This is a genomic window from uncultured Chitinophaga sp. (genome assembly GCF_937898475.1).
GTDB lineage: Bacteria > Bacteroidota > Bacteroidia > Chitinophagales > Chitinophagaceae > Chitinophaga.
This window is the reverse complement of sequence record NZ_CALEJS010000013.1, coordinates 213661-232366: the sequence shown is the minus strand read 5'-3', so window position 1 is coordinate 232366 and position 18706 is coordinate 213661. Positions and strand designations below refer to the sequence as shown.

Genomic DNA, 18706 nt, shown 5'->3' with positions numbered 1-18706 from the left:
AGAATATGCGGATTAAGTTTTGATGTCATTGCTGCCTATGCTCCGGTAGTATTGAGGCAAAGCATGGCGTGGCTACAGGAGTTTGAAGAAGACCTTGCGAGGGAAAAGGCAGGGCTTTGTGAGCAGCTGTTCATTTTTATCAAAGAGGCGCCACCACTTGCTCAGAAGCAGCTTCAGAATATAAGACGCAGTATCTTCAACGGCAGGCGTCTGAAACCACAGGAACTGGAGTATGCGCGCTCTGTTCTGCAGGGGGACGTACTGACGGCTCTTAATAGTTTTCTTGAGCGAACCGCCCTTCTGCAGGCACAGCAAGCAGCCTTCCATGACTTGTATAATTCAACGGTAGTTAGTCTCCGCCTTATGTTGCAGGAGCAGGGGGCGGCCGACAATTTTCAGCAGGCATTGACATTTTCAAGCGATTATTTCGTTAACGATTTTATAAAATACCAGCAGACGGCTCCGGCGGCTTTCCGGAATGAGGAGTTTGATATTGAAAAAACACTTCTCCGCTATCTCAGCAGAATGTGCACAAAGACATCGCCATTTGGACGGTTTACAAGCATATTCATTGGACAAACAGACGCGTATGCGGATAAACATGACAGGTTCCAACCGGTGAACGGTGGATCCGGCCTGATGGCTTTTGTGAGATTGAACAGCGCGTTGTTCCATCATCTAAAACTATTGCTGCGGGGCGAGTATGAAGTGCTCAGGCATTTTAAGGTATATCTCAACCGGAGCCTTTGTACAGACGGAGAATATTTTAGTTTTATTATAAGTAACGAGGGAAGGTATAAGCTTCACAGGATCGTGGCTGACGACAACCTGCGGTGCGTGCAGGAGATTTTAAAGACGCAGGAGGTTATTATGGATGAGCTGCGGAAAGCGTTGATGCAGCGATCCGGCCAGTCTGCAGAAGTGTGTACCGGGATACTAAGCTCGCTTGTTAACGTAGGGTTTATAGAGCCGGACTTTGGTATCTCCGTATCGGATCCTCAATGGAATATAAAGCTGGAAGAACTGTTAGCAGGGTTACCGCTGAATGACGCTGTAGTTGCTGCACCGGTTGTGGAACTACTTCGTTGCTTCACAGGAATTGCGAAGCAGCTGGAAAGCGGAAGCGCAGCGGAGAGAAGTGCATTACTGCAGCTAGCGGGAGAGCGGCTCGCCGGGCTCAGATCTAAGCTAATTTTGAGCCTGCCGCAAACTGATCTTTGTGAAGCTCTGTGCCGGGATAACGGGTTGCTTTCCTTTAAGCCCCGGCAATTATTTTTTGAGGATTCCATCCAGTGTTCTGCCACTCCGGTCCTGCCGGAGGAAGCCTTATTGTCCTTTGTTACTGCTATCAATCATTTGACGGGTTGCCTTTATTTTTATGACCGGAATCTCTCCGTCAGATTGCGGATGCTTGATTTTTACAGGCAACACTATAATGAGGATCAGGAGGTGCCGTTATGGTTGTTCTTCGAACAATTTTCATTGACTGAGGGGGCTGGCGTTTCCAACAGTTTCGGTACGGAGAAGGAGCGTATAGCGAAATGCATAACCGTTATTAACCGTAAGGCGGTTTATAAGGAAGGCGATCAGGAGCTTCATTTGTCTGCCAGTGATATCATGGGGGCTGCTATGGAAACCGGACTCCCCGTGACTCTTCCTCCCGGCTCGATGAGCGCTTTTGTTCAGCTGTATGAAGAACCCGATGGCATATCCGGGGTGAAAGCTCTAAAGGCAGTGGTGAACAGCATTCATCTTGGTTTTGGCAAAATGTTCAGCCGTTTCCTGTACTACGTTACGCCTGAGATAACCCAGCTACTCAGGGAGCTTAATGCAAACGCTCCGGAAGGGAATGATGCGCTCCTTTGCGAGAATAATGATAATGCACATTCAAATGCCAATATACATCCGCAGCTATTGCCCTGTAAACTGCGAATGCCCGGCGGCAGTAACAATGCAGGCAGCTATTATATTGATATTGCCGACATCCTCGTCAGGGAGGATAGGAAACAGCAACGGCTTATGCTTGTTCACCGGGAGTCGCAGAAGGAGATCGTTTTGTACGATCTGGGACTGCAGCTTTCTAACAACCGGTCACCGCTTTTTGATTTTCTTTCAAAATTTACTTCTGGTAATGACCCTGCTACATTTCCTATAGTAGCCAGCCTGTTGAAGCCCTATCTGGGAGGAGAGGGGGTACTGGCTATACCCCGCATAGTTTATGATGGTAAACTGATATTACAGAGGAAGGCATGGTGCATTCCCTGTGATAAGCTGCTGTTTAAGCAGCCCGATATTGGTCATGACGACTATTTTCTTGCTGTAAACAAATGGAGAAAGGAGCTTGGCCTTCCGGCCAGGGTATTTGTTCATCTAACTAATAAGTTTGAGGATGCCAGTCGTGCCCGTAATGCTTCAAACGCAGGAAAGGGGGACAGCAAACCTCAGTATATTGATTTTCATAATCCACTGCTGGTATTATTATATGCGAAAATTATCAGGAAGGCTGGCTCCAGCCTGTTGATAGAGGAGATGCTTCCGGGGAATGAACATTTGTATAAAGTAAATGGGGAAGGGTATGTTACGGAGCACCTTGTGCAGTGGTACAACCGGTAGTATAAACTGTATGGGTTAGCCTGCTCATAAAGTGCGGGAAATTTTCCCGGATATAGGTGATAAGCAGCTCTCCGGTAAACATACTTACCGGCAGAGATATTTTCTGGTATTCCTCTACACTTAACGGGCACTGGCTCAGCTTCCGGACGATGCTGCGCCCGCTGACATCCTTTGAAATGATAGCGCACTTTACCATTGTATTGGTCCACCAGAACCTTGGGTGATATGCAGACTCATGATCGCTGAGATCGCCTGTGTAGGTAAGCAGGAGGGGTATATCTTTGCTTTCTATGATGTTTTTGTTCTTCAGGTAGTAATAAATGCCATTGGCCAGATGTAACATGCCGGTACATGGACCAATGACAGCGCTGATATAGCGGCTTGAAAGCAGGGCCATATCTTTACGGATGCCAAGTCCTCCGGCTACTATCACACGACTCATCACGTGGGAGCTCAAAACGGCGGCGAGCTCCGCTTTTCGGCCTATGTTATGTTCGTCAAATACTAATACTTTTATTCCGGGAAAGGCGGTGAACCATTTTATCAATTCAATGTAGGCCTGGAAAGAGATCGATTTCTGAGGGACGGATGCCCCGGCTAATAATACCACTACACTGTGTTCTTTTTCTATTTGGTGTTGTTGCAGCCAGGAGTCTGCCCATTGGCGTTCCTGTTCGGTTATAAGTATCTCCCTGAAATCATTTTTTCTGGCTTTTCTGAGTGCTGTTAAAGCGTCTGTCGGATGGCCGTTGTTTTTCTGCAGCAGCCTGGAGTCCCATGCTGAGGTGTTAGGAGTATCCTTAAATCCTCCCCTGTTGGAGAAGCAATATATAGATGTGCCCGGAAGCCCGTTTGTATAATTGGCGCTGAGATAATTAAGGAATTTCATCACCAGGTCTGCGTGGCATATGATCAGGTCATAGGCCTTCATGTCAAGGTCTTTCCAGTCGGTATTCGTAAATGAGACATTGTTGCCGAAGGAACCTGTGAATATTTTATTTAGCATTTCGAACCGCTTTTCATTGCAACAGTTGATCCTGACTTTTGCTGCCTTATACAGGCTAATTATCTGTTCCTTCATATTCATCAGCCAGAAACAAGAGTCTCCCAGGTAGAATTTTCGCTGGTAGTCGTCAAGTAGAAGGATGTTATTGAAACTTTTGCCAGCAAATGTGTGGTTTACTGATATGATTTTTTCAATAGGTCTGGCATGCAGCTGTTGCTGCTTGTCTCTGTTCATACCAGTAAATGCACGGTTCATCTCGTACTTGAAGCCGCGAATCGCAGCTGATAGCCTGGGACCGGGATGGTATGGAGCCTTTTCCCTGAAAAGATCTGTAACAGGCTTGAAAATACCATTACTGGCGTTGGTTAGATCTATAAAAGAGAAGACCTCCGGAATGGCGGTGATGAGCTGACCATATTTTGTGTTCAGGTGTGTATAGAGCTCCTTTTCAGTGGCGGGGTGGACAATAACCAGTTGATAAGTGGTAAAGTCAATATCCTCCCATTTTCTGTTAAATAGGATATCGTCCAGATAATGGTAAAGATAGCTGTCACTTTTCCAGATGTGCCGGTAATCTGTGTTGCTCCTGTCGTTAATGTGTATTGTCACGTGTGGAGCGGTATGGCGGAGAATATTCAATGTTACATAAAGCTGCTTTATCATGCCGTAATCCGCCTCTTCATTGATGATCAGGTTATAAAAATCATGGAGGATGAGCGTGCGTGTGTTATCGGCCGTGACAGGTTTTGAATGCTCAGTTTTCATAATGGTTATGGGTTGTTTGTTGTTATTCCAGTTCCACGTTTCCGGTACGGGGTATTTTACCCCATCCTTTCTGATTCCCCCGGAAGTATTTCATAAGTATCTGGATGAAAACTAGCAGCGTTAAGTGCCTGAGCAGGAAACGCTGCAGCAGGATCCATTTAAGAACGCCCGCACGTTCTTCCCTCTTGACCATGATAAATGCAGGAACCATTGCATCTACAAGAATAAACAGCAGGTAATATGATAACATGCCATATGTGCCTGCAAGGATGCCGCCTATGAAATAATAGTCTGCCAACGGCGCCAGCAGTGGTAAAAGTATGCGAAAGATCCAGGTATAAGGGATAACGAGGTAAGCCAGCGCCTTGTTGGAGTGGGTAAGAAGTTCCTTGCCATGCTTAAGCAACCCCTGGACCATACCCACTGTCCAACGTACCCTTTGCTTAATGAACATCCTTGTACTATCAGGTGCTTCCGTAAAGGCAATTGCTGAAGGTGCATTTTTTATTACGTAGTTATTGCAAAGCATCCTGATAGTGATATCGCAGTCTTCAGCCAGTGTATCTGTTTTAAAGCCACCCATTGCAATTACTACGGAGCGCCGGAATGCGCCTAATGCGCCGGGTACTACGAGGATGCCATTCATGGGTTCAAAAACAAGCCTTTCAAAGTTCTGGATGGTAACATACTCAATATATTGCATGCAGGTGATCAGGTTAGTCCGGTTACCGACCTTTACATATCCAGACACGGCCGCCACTGTGCTGTCCTGGAAATAAGGAAGGATCTTGTCTAATACGTCTGGTTTTACCAGCGTGTCGGCATCAATACAAACAATAATATCGCTGTTGGATGCGCTTACTCCTTTGTTGAGCGCAATAGATTTTCCACTGTTTTCCTGGTGGACTATCTTTATCCTGGGATGCCCCGAAAAGTGGCTGCATACAATAGAGAGGCTATTGTCAGTAGAGCCATCGTCAACAATAATAATTGTGCATGCTTTGTAAGTGATGTCCAGCAGGTTATTTACTGTTCTGACCACGACTTTTTCCTCATTATACATTGGCAGTATGATATCCACTGATGGGAGCGGGTTACTAACTTTAGTATTGCGATTGAGGTCCTCCGTACTGCTACGGATGTAAAGAATGCAATAAACACCTATCTTGATGCAATATGCGATCAACAGTAGTTCCAAAATCCACATAAGATTGAGATTAACTCCTAAAGAGGGTGTTAAGTTATTATTTGGGCGTAGAGAACCAGTAAGAAGTTGCGTTAACTTCTATGTTCATAAAAATATAGGGAAATATGATAAAATCACTTCCCAGAAATAGGTTTCTGTTACGTTTTTTTGACATAAGGAGTGCAGCCAGATCGTTTTTTTTCACTGCATTTCCATCACACTTGTCTTATTTATCTTTATTGCATTGTTTAACTCAAAATCTGTTACTATGAAGCACCTCAGGAAAACCCTCAGTTATTCCACACTTGTAGCATTGTTAGTTATTCTCTTCTCCGCTTGTTCCCAGAAAGACAAAGAATTAAAAGACGCCGCTCCGGCAGATAATACCGCTGAGATGACGGAGTATCTCGTTAGCCAGGGATTTGATGCACAAAAAATAGTGTATGAAAGAGACCGGGTGATTATAGAAAGCGATATTATCATGACCCTGCCAGAACTGAAAGCACGTGTTGAGCAGTGGAAGAAAGATGGCGCTACCGGTCCGCAGACAGAACAGCGGAGGCACACTTACATTGTGAGCAACACCTACAACAACAATGTAAGGATCTATATTGAACCAGCCGTACCTACTGCCTGGAGAACAGCCATACAGGGTGCGGTAAACAACTGGAATGCCGTGAATGGCACCCGTTTGGGCATGTCTATCATCAGCAGCCCCTCCGGTGTTTATACCAGGGTGTTCATGGGTTTTGAAAGCGCCAACTGGATAGCCCGCGCTTACCTGCCTACTTCCAATGGCCGCCCCGGTGTAAGCGTTGAGATCAATTCCAACTACAACAGCCTGCCCGCCAGCCAGAAACTGTTTGCCATTACGCACGAGTTTGGTCACACCATCGGCTTCCATCATACCAACCAGACCAGTGGTATACACATACCCGGAACGCCCACCGTGGATGCGAATTCTGTAATGAACTCCTTTGTACTGAACTGGGCCGGATTTACCGCCGGTGATGTACTGGCCACACAAATTCTATATCCCCAATAAACAGGTATAGCCATAACGCAGAAGGGCGTTCCTGGAAAGGAACGCCCTTTTCTTTTTGTGTCAATCCAATTTACCCTTTAAACAATCGTTTCGTTGTTCTCACACCATCTACATCTATCTGAATAAAGTATACGCCGTCCTGCAGTCCGGAAATGTTCAGCGGTTCATCATACCCGACCGTTCTCACCGGCAGCACCACCTGACCAGACGCATTGTACACCGCTACCTTTGCCTGTTTTCCGCCAAATTTAAGGCGGATCGTTCCCTGGGAGGGGTTCGGGTACAATACCACATGATCGTCCTTTGCCGGGGTCTCTTTCAGCGAAACAGCGGTACGCGCATTAGCCGCTGCGGGGGCGATGGCATACAGCTGGTTCCTGGGGATGATCTCCTTGGGCTGTGAAGCGCTGGACCAACGCAGCCGTGCATTGGCGCCGCCAAAATCTTCAAAGTATTCCACCTTGATATCATACAGCTGACCAGCTGTCAGCGTAATGGTACCGGAGTATTCAATGTCCCAGTCGTTGATCCACTTATCGATCACCAGCTGGTTGTCGATCCACAGCCTTCTGCCGTTGTCGCTGGTCATGTAGAACGTGTATTCGCCGGAGTAGCGCGGCTCGATCTTGCCTGTCCAGCGGATGGAATAGTGATCATTGGTGATGCCGCCGCCGGGTGAACCATCGCCCCAGTTGAAATCAATATTGGGATCTATGCGTGTAAATTTCAGTGTGTCAAAATCCATCCCGTTGTAGTACTCAGCATTGAGGCCGTTGCCATTGCCCACCGGAGGTAAGGCTGTAAGCAGCCACCGGGCGGAAGCCTGCGCAGTATCCGTACGCAGTACTACGGCAGCTTCGGGCGCAGTGCTTTCATCGCGGATAGACAGCACTTTACCACTGAGCACAGACACGAATTTATAATAGCCATTACCGGCGGGCAGTGCAATGAACTGCTGGTTGGATGCCGCGGAGGCAGTCCATTGCCAGATGCGGGCATTCTCTGCAGTATCTGATTGCGCTACATCCAGCGATTTGGCGCTGTGATAGGCAGTGATGGTATAACGTCCTTCGCCCAGGTGTTTGAGGTTGAAGGTCTGGTTGGCAGCATTTGTGCCATGCCAGAGCTGTATGTTAACCCCGTCGCCAAGTCCGCCGAGGCCCCCGCGTACATCCAGGAACAGGTCACTGTTTACATTCTTGATGGTATAAGAGCCTGCCAGGTTGGTAGCGCCGTTAGCCAGTACTTTCAGCGAGCTGGCTTTATCGTTCCAACCGGGAATGGCCATGCGGTTCGAAGTAAGTATGACAGAATCGCCCTGGAAATTATCATCTGCATAAAGGATCACTTTATATCCTTCCGCAATTTTCAGCGAAGAGATCTCATTATTGTTAATGCCTTTCTGCTGCAGACCAGACAGCGTGTAGTTACCAATAGGCAGTGCGGCAGAGTATCCACCATAGTTGGGATATTCAAAGGCGGTAACAAAACCTGTAGTGGATGAAGGCCGGCTATATAACTGTGCTTTTGGGATCACCTGCCGCAATTGAGAAGCGCTTTGCCATTCCAGCCGGCAGCTGGCATTACCACTGCCTTCGGAGTATTTCAGTTCGATACTGTATTTCTGCCCCGCGTTCAACGTGATGGTGGCACTGCGGGTGTGTGTGCCCTGCGTATTGGGATCGACGATCAGCGGCTGGCCGTTCACTTTGAGCACTACGCCATCATTGGCCGTAACATAGAAAGTATATTGTTCTGAATACAGGGGTTGTACCTGTCCGGACCATTCTACGGAGTACTGGTCGTTACCCAGCAAAGCCGTGTTGGGAGAGCCGGCGCCCCAGTCAAAGTCTACAGTAGGATCTGTCTGGCGGTATTTTAAATGGTTATGATGATAACCGTCGTAATACGCTGCTTTCAGTCCGTTACCGGTGCCCACGGGAATGTTCTTCAGGTTCTTTTTGATCAGCCATACAAATTCATCAGGGGCTACTACGCGTACATTGGGGCCCAGGCGGTTGATGCAGTCTATCACATCGTTCACGCTTCTTGACCATACGTGTACGGATATCAGGCTGTAGCCGTCTTCAGAATAGATGTTGGTAGATGCCTGGTTCAGTTTGGCGGCCAGTGATTCAGGAGAGGATAAGGTACCCCACAGCGTATATCTGCCACCGATAGAGGGCTTGTCCTTATACCAGTCTATCTTTCCCTGGCGGCCGGTATAGTTGGCGCCGTAGCTATAATAGAAAAGGGCATCGATGTTGTCCTGTTTCAGGTAGGCGGTTGGATCATTATCGCTGTCATCTGCATCAATGATGTTCACAATGCGCAGGTCGGCCTGTTTCATGTAGCGGTTCAGCAGGCTGTTGGCGGTATCCAGGTCTGCATCGGGATAGCGGCCGGGCAGGTAGTAACCTCTGCCGGAGGGGCCGGCTATCAGCAGGTTGCGGCCATCGGGAGTGGTAAGGCAGTTGTCTACATATTTTTCATACACCACCGGCGCCAGCTCTGCAAGGGAAGGAGAGATGGTCCAGCCAAGGTTTACACGGCCGCGGTTAGGATTGTTCCAGTTGTTCATGTTCTCCAGTGAACCGAGCAGCCATTGCACATTATCGCCGTCAGTGATCACAAAGCAGACGGTGTGCACATTGGGCACTACCTCAAAAGGCTTTACAGGATCTTTCTGGCGGAAAGCATCTTTGATAGGGGGAATGTTGGTGAGGGCCGACATATTGGCTGCCCAGTCGGAAGGGATGATCATCCCCGATTTTAATGAAAGTTGTTCTACCGTACCGTATTCCTGCGGGCCCCAGCCAAAGTAGGTGGCGCCTTTGTTCATGCGGTTGTACACGCTGGTGGCCAGCGGGCCGGTATGCGAATCGTCCCAGAACTGGAATGCTTTGGTGAAAGTGCTGTAATCTGCCAGGAAGCCCACACGGTCATCAGCGCTTTGCTGGTAAGACGCGATGTCACGGCTGAAGGCGGTGTCATAATTAGCCAGGGCCCAGGTTTCGTTCTTATCACGCACATCCAGCAGAAGGGTGAGTCCGGCGTTGATGGCGCTCTGCTCAATATCTGCAGGAATGGCTACTGCGTTCATGATACCGGACAGTGAGATGGCCACATTGGTAGAGTGATCCCTGGCATTACAGAGAATGTAGCCGGAGAGGCGGCTGGTGAAATGCGACAGCAGCCCGGGAAAATTGTTGTAATAAGTGTTGTCGATAGTGACGCCCGCTTTTTCTACCAGGCCGCGGTGACCGGAGAGGTCTCTGAGTATCTCCGGTTTAGTACGGGCGATGACGCCCATCAGGGTTTGCAGGGCTACCTTCTCTGAAGGCGAGTAATTTTCAGAAGTAAGGTACAAACGATCTGGTACAGCAGAGAAGGGGTAGGGGCTTCCCTGTACCCGTGGCGGTTTTCGCTGGGCCTGCACATTAAGTAATGGCAAGAGGACGATAAAGACCAGGAATTTTTTCATAACTGAGGGATTTTGGGTTTCATATGGTGATATAAAAAGGCCTGCTGCCGGATAGCAACAGGCCTGTGAGTTAAGCTAATCAGGAATATGGATAAATAAGGATCATTGAGAGAATTTTTTCTCGAGTAGTTTGATGAAATAACCACCTACCACACTGCGTGCCTGGAAGCCCACCATTTTGCCGTCCGGTGTTTCATGCCAGTCGCTCAGCGGCACCCTGGAAGGAGTTTCCAGCGCATATTTGTATACAGGTTTTACCAGGGCCTCAAAATCATTTTGGTTATCTGTCAGCACGGAGGTCCACACGATCCAGTCGGATTTGGTGTAGGTACGGCGGCTGTCTAACGGTAAACCATATGTGTTTTGTTTGGTGAGGTAGTATTTCACTTCTTTCTTATACACATCTGCAGGGAAGAGCTGAAGTTCCAGCAGCTTATCCCATACCAGGTTGTATTTCTGGCTCCAGGTGCCTTTGCCTTCAAAGGTGAGTGCATAGTGATCGCCATCGTCAGCCAGCTGCATCCATTTCTGCACCATGCCTTTAGCCAGTTCATGATATTTATCGGCAGTAGCCTGGTCGTTCAGCTGTTTAGCCATATCTGCATAGCATCCCAGCGCAACGATGGCTTTTATGGAAAGATTGGCGTTCCTGGCCAGGTGACCGGCAAAATCGTCGGTACAGAGCTGGTTGGCAGGATCGAAACCTTCTTTGGCCAGGTATTCAGACCAGGTAGTGAGTGTTTTCCAGTGTTTGCGTGCGTAGTCAGGATTACCCTCTGCCTTTACGATAGCGGCAGTGAGGATGATCATGTTACCACTTTCTTCTACGGGCATATCTTCACCGTAGGTCTGGCCATTGGCGAGCGGGTAAGTGCCCAGGTCGTGCGCGGCGAAGGGCTTGCTCCATTTACCGGATTCGCTGTAGTAGAAGATGCCGTTCAGCATGCCTTTCAGCAGCTCAGGATTGTAAAGCAGGTAGAGGGGTGCAGAAGGATAGGTTACATCTACCGTGTTGATGGAACCGTTGCTGAAGTTCTCTTTGGAGAGGAACAGTGTTTCACCCTGCGGGCTCTTTAAGAGTTTGTGTGCAGAGATGCTCTGGCGGTAAGCCAGTTCACAGAGCTTTGCGTATGCTTCGCCACCAGCTGCTTTTGCGGTGCTGAATAATTTTTCGTTGAAGGCATTGCATTGCTGCAGTATGCTGCTGTAGTCTTTGTTAGCTGCTGCCAGCTGATCTTCGATGGTACCGCCTTTTTCTTTCCACCAGGCTTTCAGGTTCTGGCCAAAGAATTGTACGGAGTACAGGTCATCATACCCTACCAGGATCAGTTGTTCTTTGGTAACCGTGCCTACTTTGCCCAGGGATACTACGGTGTTCAGCACCAGGTGTTTACCGGTGGAAGCAGCCTGTTTAGCGGGCTGGAACACCTGCGTAAAGGGACGGGCAGGCGTCACAAACTGGCGTACGGTGTTGGCGGCAGGAACTGCCACATACATATACCCCCAGTCTATACGAACGTTATCGCCTTTTTTCTGTAATACCGGTTGTGCGGTGGTGCCGGCTTTCAGGATTGAAAGGCCTTTTGCGGCGTATTGCTGTGCTTTCACTTCCTGTGCGGGGGTATTAACGGCAATGTCTGTAGACGCGCCAAAATACAGCTGTACATCGTGCTCAGCGCCATCATTTGCCTTAACTGCCACGTTCACGTAAGATACCGGTCTTGATACCAGTTCCGGGTTATCCAGCAGCAGGGGAGAGGTAAAGGTAAGCTGCACATCTGTTTTGCCACAGGTAAGCTCATATATTGTCTGTGTAGCGCTGACCGTTACTTTTTTCTGTTGGGCCACCTGTAAGGCGGGGTCGGGGTTGGGTGCAGGTTCTTCTACGATACCGGCATCCAGCCAGGCAGCGCCGCCGGTGTTCACCACGTGCACGGCCAGTACGTTCTTTCCTTTCTTCAGGGCTTTGCGGATCTTTTCATCCAGCGGCAGGTATTTGAACTGACCGGCTACACCCTTATGAGAGTAGATGTTTTCGCCGTTCAGGAAAACTTCTATGTCATCATCGTGCTGTACTTTCAGGAACAGCTTGCTGAAGTCTGACTGGTTAAGGGTGAAGGTTCTCCTGGTCCAGATGTCCCTGCTGCGCCACTGTGTTTTTGCGGTGGCGGCATCATCGCCGAAGGGGGCCTTCCCTTTTTTCCACTGGCTATCGTTGAATGCAGGATCTTTCCAGTTGTCTGCAGGGGCAGTTTCAGTGTAGGTGGCATCGTAGTTCACTTCATCCGCTGCCGGTACCACGGTTTTGTAGTACTTCTCTTCATTTCCCAGGAAGCGGTACAGGGTACTGTCCACTTTCAATATACCGACAATGGACTGATCGGCGCCGGTCCAGTGTTTGGTGGGTGTTGCAGTCAGCCCGTCGCTGGTTGACCAGATACTGAAGTAGGGATCATGCGTGATAAGTGGATAGGCAGGCGCCTGTCGTTGTGCATAGCTCCAATGACTGATAAATAATAAGATCGCAATTACGCATTTTCTCTTCATGAACACTTATTTATAGTTTAAATTAATCCGATTATAGTTGCCGCAGCGCCTGTATGTTATGAAAGGTTAACAACAATGAACGAAAGGCCGGGCTCTTGTTATGCTACAGAGATACTTTTACGATGGGTGAGAAAAGCCGGTCTTCCACACCGGATATTTTTAGTCCGATACGGGCATATACGTAGGATTGCGCCGGAGCTATAGTTGGTACGTCTACCTCCAGGGCAACATTTGCCGGGTCGGTGATATCAGCGCCGTTCAGGTCAGTGACTGCGATGTTGTTGGCACCAGACACAAAAGTTGTTTTATTGATATACAGGCTTACCCGCTCGATGTCTTTAGCGGCAGCATCTGTGATGATCTTATCTATCCGGAAGGTGGCAGATACCTTACCACCGGCAGATTTGAACTCAGGCGTACGTATCATATAGTAAGGCGTAACCTCAACGTCGAGGTCAGTCTTGCCGTTTACATTAATGACAACGGTATCCGGAGCGCCGGTTGGTGTTTGTCTCCATACAAAGGGCCCCTGGCCATTGGGAATAATGAATTTGTATTCGCCGTCGAAAAGCTTCATGGAATAACCGCCTTCCTGCGTGAAGAAGCCTTCAATAGGACCCAGTCTCCCGAATCCGTATTGATACAGCTGGTAGGATACCTGGTTGTATTCCACGTTAACCGGTTCGCCTTTGTATACTACCCGTCCTGTAAGGTCGGAGGCCGGGGGATCATAATTATCTTTCCTGCAGGCACCAAAAGCGGCTGCGATCATAAGTAGTGCTATATAGTGACGTTTAAAGTTCATGGTGATCAATTCTAGCTGTTAAGAATTACTGGTTAGGCTGTCTTACTATTTTCGGGTTATTAGACCTGATGTTGTCATCGATGAAAGAATAGTAATTGCCTAGTCTGAAGCGGTTGGCCTGGGTTACCAGTGCGGGTAATACGATCCTGAATACCCATTTACCGTTATTGGGATTGCCTGGGTTGTAATATTTGTAAGGCCAGAGCCCGTAAGGCTGGGTATTGCGTTTGGTAGCTTTACCGATGTTGCTGGTCAGATCTGCAACGGTCATTCTGGTGCCGTCCCATACGATGTGCGCGAGTCTCCAGCGTTTCATGTCAAACAGGATGTGACCTTCGAAAGCCAGTTCTACACGGCGTTCGTGTACGATCCTATCAAAGGTGATCTCAGCGGCAGTCAGCGGAATGGTAAGTCCTGCGCGGGCGCGTACTTCATTCATATAGCCTGCGGCTACTGCTGGTTGCCCCAGTTCGAAAGCAGCTTCTGCGGCATTGAGCAGTACTTCTGCATAGCGGTAACGGATAAACGGCACTTCGCTGTTGGTACCACGGGAGCCTGCGCCCGGAGAGGGGTCCAGGTATTTGCGGATGTAGAAGCCTGTTTGGGCGGTGAACTCCTTGCCATTGATAGGGCCATCGAAGCCTACCACCTGTACCGCCGGACTGGTGGTGCCAGGGAGCGGCTTTTGTGCTCCCCGGTCGTCACCTGTCAGAATACCTCCGTCAGACAGCAGGTAGCCGGCCCAGATATCTACGTTACGGCCTTTGAACGCGGAGCCGGGTGTAATTACGGTACCAGCGAGGCGTGCATCCCTGTCGGCGAAAATGTCCAGCAGGTTGTCGTAGTAAATCGGGTTACCGCTACCATCTGTAACGGGAAGAGGCGCAAAAGTGTTGTCGAGCTTTTCAAAAGCTTCAACAAGGTTGAGAGAGGGATTAAGTCTTCCTCCTTCTTCTTCCTCAGCGCCATAACGTGGCTGATTAGACACGGTAAAGCCATGCACCCTACCGCTTTTTAATTTAAAATCTTCTACCCATATAGATTCCGGGTTATTGTTCTTTTCAAGAAAGATATTAGCAAAGTTCTCTGCCAGGTCAGGCTTGCTGTTGTAAAGGGAATAGTTGCCCGCTTTACCTTCAATGATCTCCCTGGCTGCGGTCAGCGCTGTGGTATAGTAACCGTTTGCTTTAGCGGCAGGGATACCTACTTCTTCACCGGGCAGGGTTACCTGCGGAGTACGGAAACCATACTTGGCAATTGAGCCAGCGTACAGCGCGGCGCGTGCTTCCATTGCCAGTGCAGCTGCCATAGTGGCCCTGGCTTTCTGGTTGGGCGCTACAGGCAGATCCCCTTTAATGGCTTCTGCTTCACTGATCACAAAATCATACATCTCTGCTTCTTTGGCGCGGGGAAATTGCAGGTAGGTGGGGTCTCCGCCGAAGTCATATAACATTGATTTCAGGATCAGCGGTACACCTCCCATTCTCTTGGTCATTTCAAAATAGTAATTGGCTCTCAGGAAGCGGGCTTCTGCGAGGAACCTGCGTTTGCTATCTTCAGAAAGAGTGGTGGCTGCAGTGCACCTTTCAATAAAAAGGTTCAGCTCGCGGATATATGTATAGTCCCAGGTGCCCCACTCACCAAAGCCCCAGCTGTCGCGTTGCACAATACCTGCGGCCCCGTTCTCTGAAGGGAAGCTTTCACTGAAGTCAGCAAAAGAGGCCCAGCCATTGTCAAGACCGCTAAAGTCGAGCTGGCGATTATAGAGGTTGGCCAGAATGGACTCTACCTGTGCGGGATCCTTGAAGGCCTGTTCAATTGTAAGAATGTTAGTTGGAGTCTGGTTCAGGAATTCGCTGTCACTTTTACACCCTGCGGAGCTCAGCATCAGGGCAAATATGATATGTGGAATATGTTTTTTCATCTTCGTCATTTAATATGGTCCGTTACTTAAAAAGTGAGATTCATGCCTATGTTGAACACGGTGCTTTGCGGGAATTGAAGGCCGTTGTCGTCATTGATCTCAGGATCGATGTCGTAAGACTTCAAATTGTCAAATGCAAAAAGGTTATAGGCATTTATGTAGAAGCGGGCCTTCTGCATGTTTACAACGCGCAGCACTGACACCGGGATGGAGTAACCGAGTTCGATGGTTCTTGCGCGCAGGTATTTTACGTTATGCGCCCAGAAGTCGGAGTTGCGGTTGTTGCTATGATTTACGTCGTTAAAGCGGAGTGCAGGATATTTGCCGGGTATCCAGGCGCTGTTTGGATCGCGCATATCCGCACGGTGCCAGCGGTCAAGGAAAATCTTATTCAGGTTACCATCGTTCTGGAACGGGTTTCTTGTTTCCCAGTTCTGAAACCAGGTATAGCCTGCACCGCCGGAGAAGTCGGCATGGAAGTCAAAGCCACGGTAGGCAAGGGCAAAGTTAAAACCGAAATTAATATTGGGCTGTTTACCTGCGCCAAGACCGATAGGCCTTTCGTCATAGCCGTCTATTTTGCCATCGCCGTTCTGGTCTTTATAGATCAGGTCACCGGGAAGCAAGGTCTTGTTGCCCTGACCGTCGATATTTACCGGGTAGCTGTTGATCTGTTCCTGTGAAGTGAACTGGCCAATGGTTTCCAAACCCCAGTCAATACGGGTAAACCTGCCTTCTGCAGAGCTACGGTAGTGGTCCCATGAATTTAGCCACGTGGGCTTGTAAGATGCCAGGAATTTCTGCCTGGAGTAAGCGAAGTTACCTCCCGCGCTGAACCTCACCTTTCCGATCTGGCCATTATAGTTTAGTGATATTTCCTGACCATATTGGGCGTCGCTGTTAACATTCTCATCGGGCAGTGAATAGCCGAGTTCGGAAGGCACCAGTACGTCTGATTTACGGCCGCGGAGGCCTGTACGTTTGCGGTAGAAGTAATCTACAGCGCCGCTGATCTTTCCGTTCAGCAGGCTGAAGTCGGCGCCCACATCAAACATCCGGCTCTTTAACCAGGAGATGTTGGTGATGGGAACGCCCCTGTCTCTTGATCCAACCACAGGCGCTCCATTGAAGATAGCGATACCCTCGTTATAGCTATAACCTTCGATGTAGGCATAGGCAGGAAGGCCAAGTGCTGAACCATCATCACCCAGTATACCGTAGCTGCCCCTGATCTTCAGATCGCTCAGCAGGTTGTTGTTCTTGATGATGTATTTCATGAAAGGTTCTTCGGATATTCTCCATCCTGCGGACACAGAGGGGAAGTAGCCAACCCGGTCGTCTGGAGAAAATACATAGGAAGCATCGCGGCGGGCTGCTACTTCCAGGAAGTATTTATCGTTATAGCTGTAGCTGAAGCGGCCGATATAACCGATACGTGTTTCGATATTATCGCTGTCATCGTAGGTGTCGGCAGTACTAAAGTAGATCAGTGGTAAGACATTGGTGGTAGGAACAGCGTGTATCCAGTTACGGAGCCGCTGGTTCCTGATCCTTTCGTTTACCAGTGTGGCAGCTATAGTATGGCGGCCAAAGGTGTTGCTATAGTTAAGCTGTATCTGCTGGTTCGTATTGATTTGTTTGATCTGCTCGCGTTCTCTCCATGGATTGGAGCTACCGCCGGTAGGATTATAGGCGTCCGTAGCAGGATCATATGTGTAAGTAACGTAGGTGTACTCGTGGTTGTTCAGCACGTTATCAGCGATATAGTAAGAATAGATGCCACTGAGTGTAAGGCCTTTGATGCCTGGTATCTGGTACTCTCCGGTAAAGTTGGCCTGCAGTACACGCCAATCGCTCCTGTATTTGCCGGATAAGGTTTTATTCAGATAAGCCCAGTTGGTCTCGTTATGCTTGATATCATTCAGATAATTTGGATTATCGTTGGCATAGGGCCTTTCCAGCGGCGTATTACGCAGGATGGCAAAGCGGGCCAGCCAATAGTCGTCGGCATAGGGTACGCCTGGATTATCCCTTGTTTCTATGCGGCCGTTGATCTGAACGCCTACCTTCAGGCCAGTCGCTACTTTAGCCGTAACGTTAGACTGGATGTTGGTACGTTTGAACACGAATTCCCGGCCCAGCATGGAGTTCTGGTACAGCTGCGTGCCTGAGAGGTAATAGTTAAGTTTGTCTGTTCCACCCGTAACGTTTACGTTGGCTGAACGGATAGGCGCATTCTTTTTAAGGATAAAGTCTTTCCAGTTGAAGCTCTGATAACCCGGCTCTGTACCGGCTTTGTATTTTTCCAGTTCTGCATCGGTGATACTGGTACTGCCGAAGCGGTTGATCTCACCTTCTGCACGGTACTTCATGTAATCGTATGAGTTGGTGAGCGGCTCAGGGAACCTGGTCCAGTTCTGGATACCGGTATAAGCGTCTACGTTGATTGTATTACCGGAGCCTAATTTACCTTTCTTGGTGGTCACTACGACTACACCGTTGGCCGCACGAACGCCGTAAATGGCAGCGGAAGCATCTTTCAGCACCGTGATGCTTTCAATATCGTTGGGCGACAGGTTATTGAACTGACCTGCGTCCTGTTGGATACCGTCAATTACGAACAAAGGATCGCCCAGGTTGCGGATCTGAATAGCAGCACTGGCGCCGGGGCGACCGTCAGACATCCGGAATGAAACGCCGGGCAGCTTACCTGCCAGCGTGCTGCTCACCGTAGAGGCGCCATGCACACGGCTGATATCATCCGCCGTAACGGCAGAAATAGCGCCGGTTACCGAGCCTTTACGTTTGGTACCGTAACCAACTACGATCACCTCTCCGAGGTCGGTCTTGTCGTTCAGCATACGCACCGATACCGAGCTGCGTCCTGAAACATTTACTTCCTGTGGAATAAAACCTATAAAGCTGAAAAGCAGCACGGCATTTTCGCTGCTTACGGACAAAGAATAAGTTCCGTCCGGGGAACTTAACGTGGCATTTTTAGTCCCTTTTTCCTGTATGGTCACTCCCGGTATGCCTACACCGGAGCTGTCTCCTACAGTCCCCTTAACAACAAATTTGGTGTTTTGTGCGGTAACGGATTGATAACAGGTAATCAGGAAAAGGATGAGCATAAAGGCAATAGTTGTCCCCGTCCCGGAAGGGGGACGCTTAACGCGGAATGTCATAAATGAGCTATTAATTGTTGGTTAATAAAACGACGTAAACGATTACGTAATTATTGCAAAGTATTTGGTACTTTTAAACCTTTATGCGAAGTAAGTTTTTGTTTGCTAAATCGATTATTCAGGGCGTATCATTATTTGTTCAAAAT

At 48.8% G+C, this 18706-nt stretch carries 9 protein-coding genes; 2 read left to right on the top strand and 7 right to left on the bottom strand.

Features of this window, described 5'->3' with window-relative positions; genetic code table 11:
• The first annotated feature begins 63 nt into the window (after positions 1–63).
• Positions 64–2613: a lantibiotic dehydratase gene (locus tag Q0577_RS06540; protein ID WP_298733913.1), complete on the top strand. Its 2550-nt coding sequence runs from the start codon at positions 64–66 to the stop codon at positions 2611–2613.
• On the opposite strand, the gene Q0577_RS06535 is transcribed toward Q0577_RS06540, so the two are convergent.
• Complete coding sequence (locus tag Q0577_RS06535; protein WP_298733911.1) at positions 2579–4384, bottom strand: hypothetical protein; 1806 nt, start codon at positions 4382–4384, stop codon at positions 2579–2581. The genes Q0577_RS06540 and Q0577_RS06535 overlap by 35 nt on opposite strands.
• Positions 4385–4406: 22 nt before the next feature.
• The gene (locus tag Q0577_RS06530) at positions 4407–5465 is read right to left on the bottom strand and encodes a glycosyltransferase family 2 protein (RefSeq protein ID WP_298733910.1); all 1059 of its coding nucleotides are present in this window, start codon (positions 5463–5465) and stop codon (positions 4407–4409) included.
• 373 nt (positions 5466–5838) lie between these two features.
• On the opposite strand from Q0577_RS06530, the gene Q0577_RS06525 reads away from it, so the two are divergent.
• Positions 5839–6615, top strand: coding sequence for a M57 family metalloprotease (locus Q0577_RS06525; protein WP_298733908.1), 777 nt, complete (start codon positions 5839–5841; stop codon positions 6613–6615).
• Positions 6616–6685: 70 nt separating this feature from the next.
• Here Q0577_RS06525 and Q0577_RS06520 read toward each other — a convergent pair whose 3' ends face one another.
• From Q0577_RS06520 to Q0577_RS06500, 5 genes are all read right to left on the bottom strand, one after another.
• Positions 6686–10099, bottom strand: coding sequence for a PA14 domain-containing protein (locus Q0577_RS06520; RefSeq protein ID WP_298733906.1), 3414 nt, complete (start codon positions 10097–10099; stop codon positions 6686–6688).
• Positions 10100–10201: 102 nt separating this feature from the next.
• Positions 10202–12646: a glutaminase family protein gene (locus Q0577_RS06515; RefSeq protein ID WP_298733904.1), complete on the bottom strand. Its 2445-nt coding sequence runs from the start codon at positions 12644–12646 to the stop codon at positions 10202–10204.
• Positions 12647–12749: 103 nt separating this feature from the next.
• On the bottom strand, positions 12750–13451 hold the full coding sequence (locus tag Q0577_RS06510) for a DUF3823 domain-containing protein (RefSeq protein WP_298733902.1): 702 nt from the start codon (positions 13449–13451) through the stop codon (positions 12750–12752).
• A 25-nt stretch (positions 13452–13476) separates the two neighbouring features.
• A complete protein-coding gene (locus Q0577_RS06505) occupies positions 13477–15375 on the bottom strand; it encodes a RagB/SusD family nutrient uptake outer membrane protein (RefSeq protein ID WP_298733900.1) in 1899 nt (632 codons plus the stop codon).
• A gap of 26 nt (positions 15376–15401) precedes the next feature.
• Positions 15402–18506 (bottom strand): TonB-dependent receptor, encoded by a 3105-nt coding sequence (locus Q0577_RS06500; protein ID WP_298733898.1) that lies wholly within the window; start codon positions 18504–18506, stop codon positions 15402–15404.
• Between the last annotated feature and the right edge of the window lie 200 nt (positions 18507–18706).

Bases quoted from the DNA above. Each gene is read 5' to 3' on its own strand.
- Q0577_RS06540 (WP_298733913.1), top strand. From the start codon at position 64: ATGGCGTGGCTACAGGAGTTTGAAGAAGACCTTGCGAGGGAAAAGGCA.
- Q0577_RS06515 (WP_298733904.1), bottom strand. From the start codon at position 12,646: ATGAAGAGAAAATGCGTAATTGCGATCTTATTATTTATCAGTCATTGG.
- Q0577_RS06525 (WP_298733908.1), top strand. From the start codon at position 5,839: ATGAAGCACCTCAGGAAAACCCTCAGTTATTCCACACTTGTAGCATTG.
- Q0577_RS06505 (WP_298733900.1), bottom strand. From the start codon at position 15,375: ATGAAAAAACATATTCCACATATCATATTTGCCCTGATGCTGAGCTCC.
- Q0577_RS06510 (WP_298733902.1), bottom strand. From the start codon at position 13,451: ATGAACTTTAAACGTCACTATATAGCACTACTTATGATCGCAGCCGCT.
- Q0577_RS06520 (WP_298733906.1), bottom strand. From the start codon at position 10,099: ATGAAAAAATTCCTGGTCTTTATCGTCCTCTTGCCATTACTTAATGTG.
- Q0577_RS06535 (WP_298733911.1), bottom strand. From the start codon at position 4,384: ATGAAAACTGAGCATTCAAAACCTGTCACGGCCGATAACACACGCACG.
- Q0577_RS06500 (WP_298733898.1), bottom strand. From the start codon at position 18,506: ATGCTCATCCTTTTCCTGATTACCTGTTATCAATCCGTTACCGCACAA.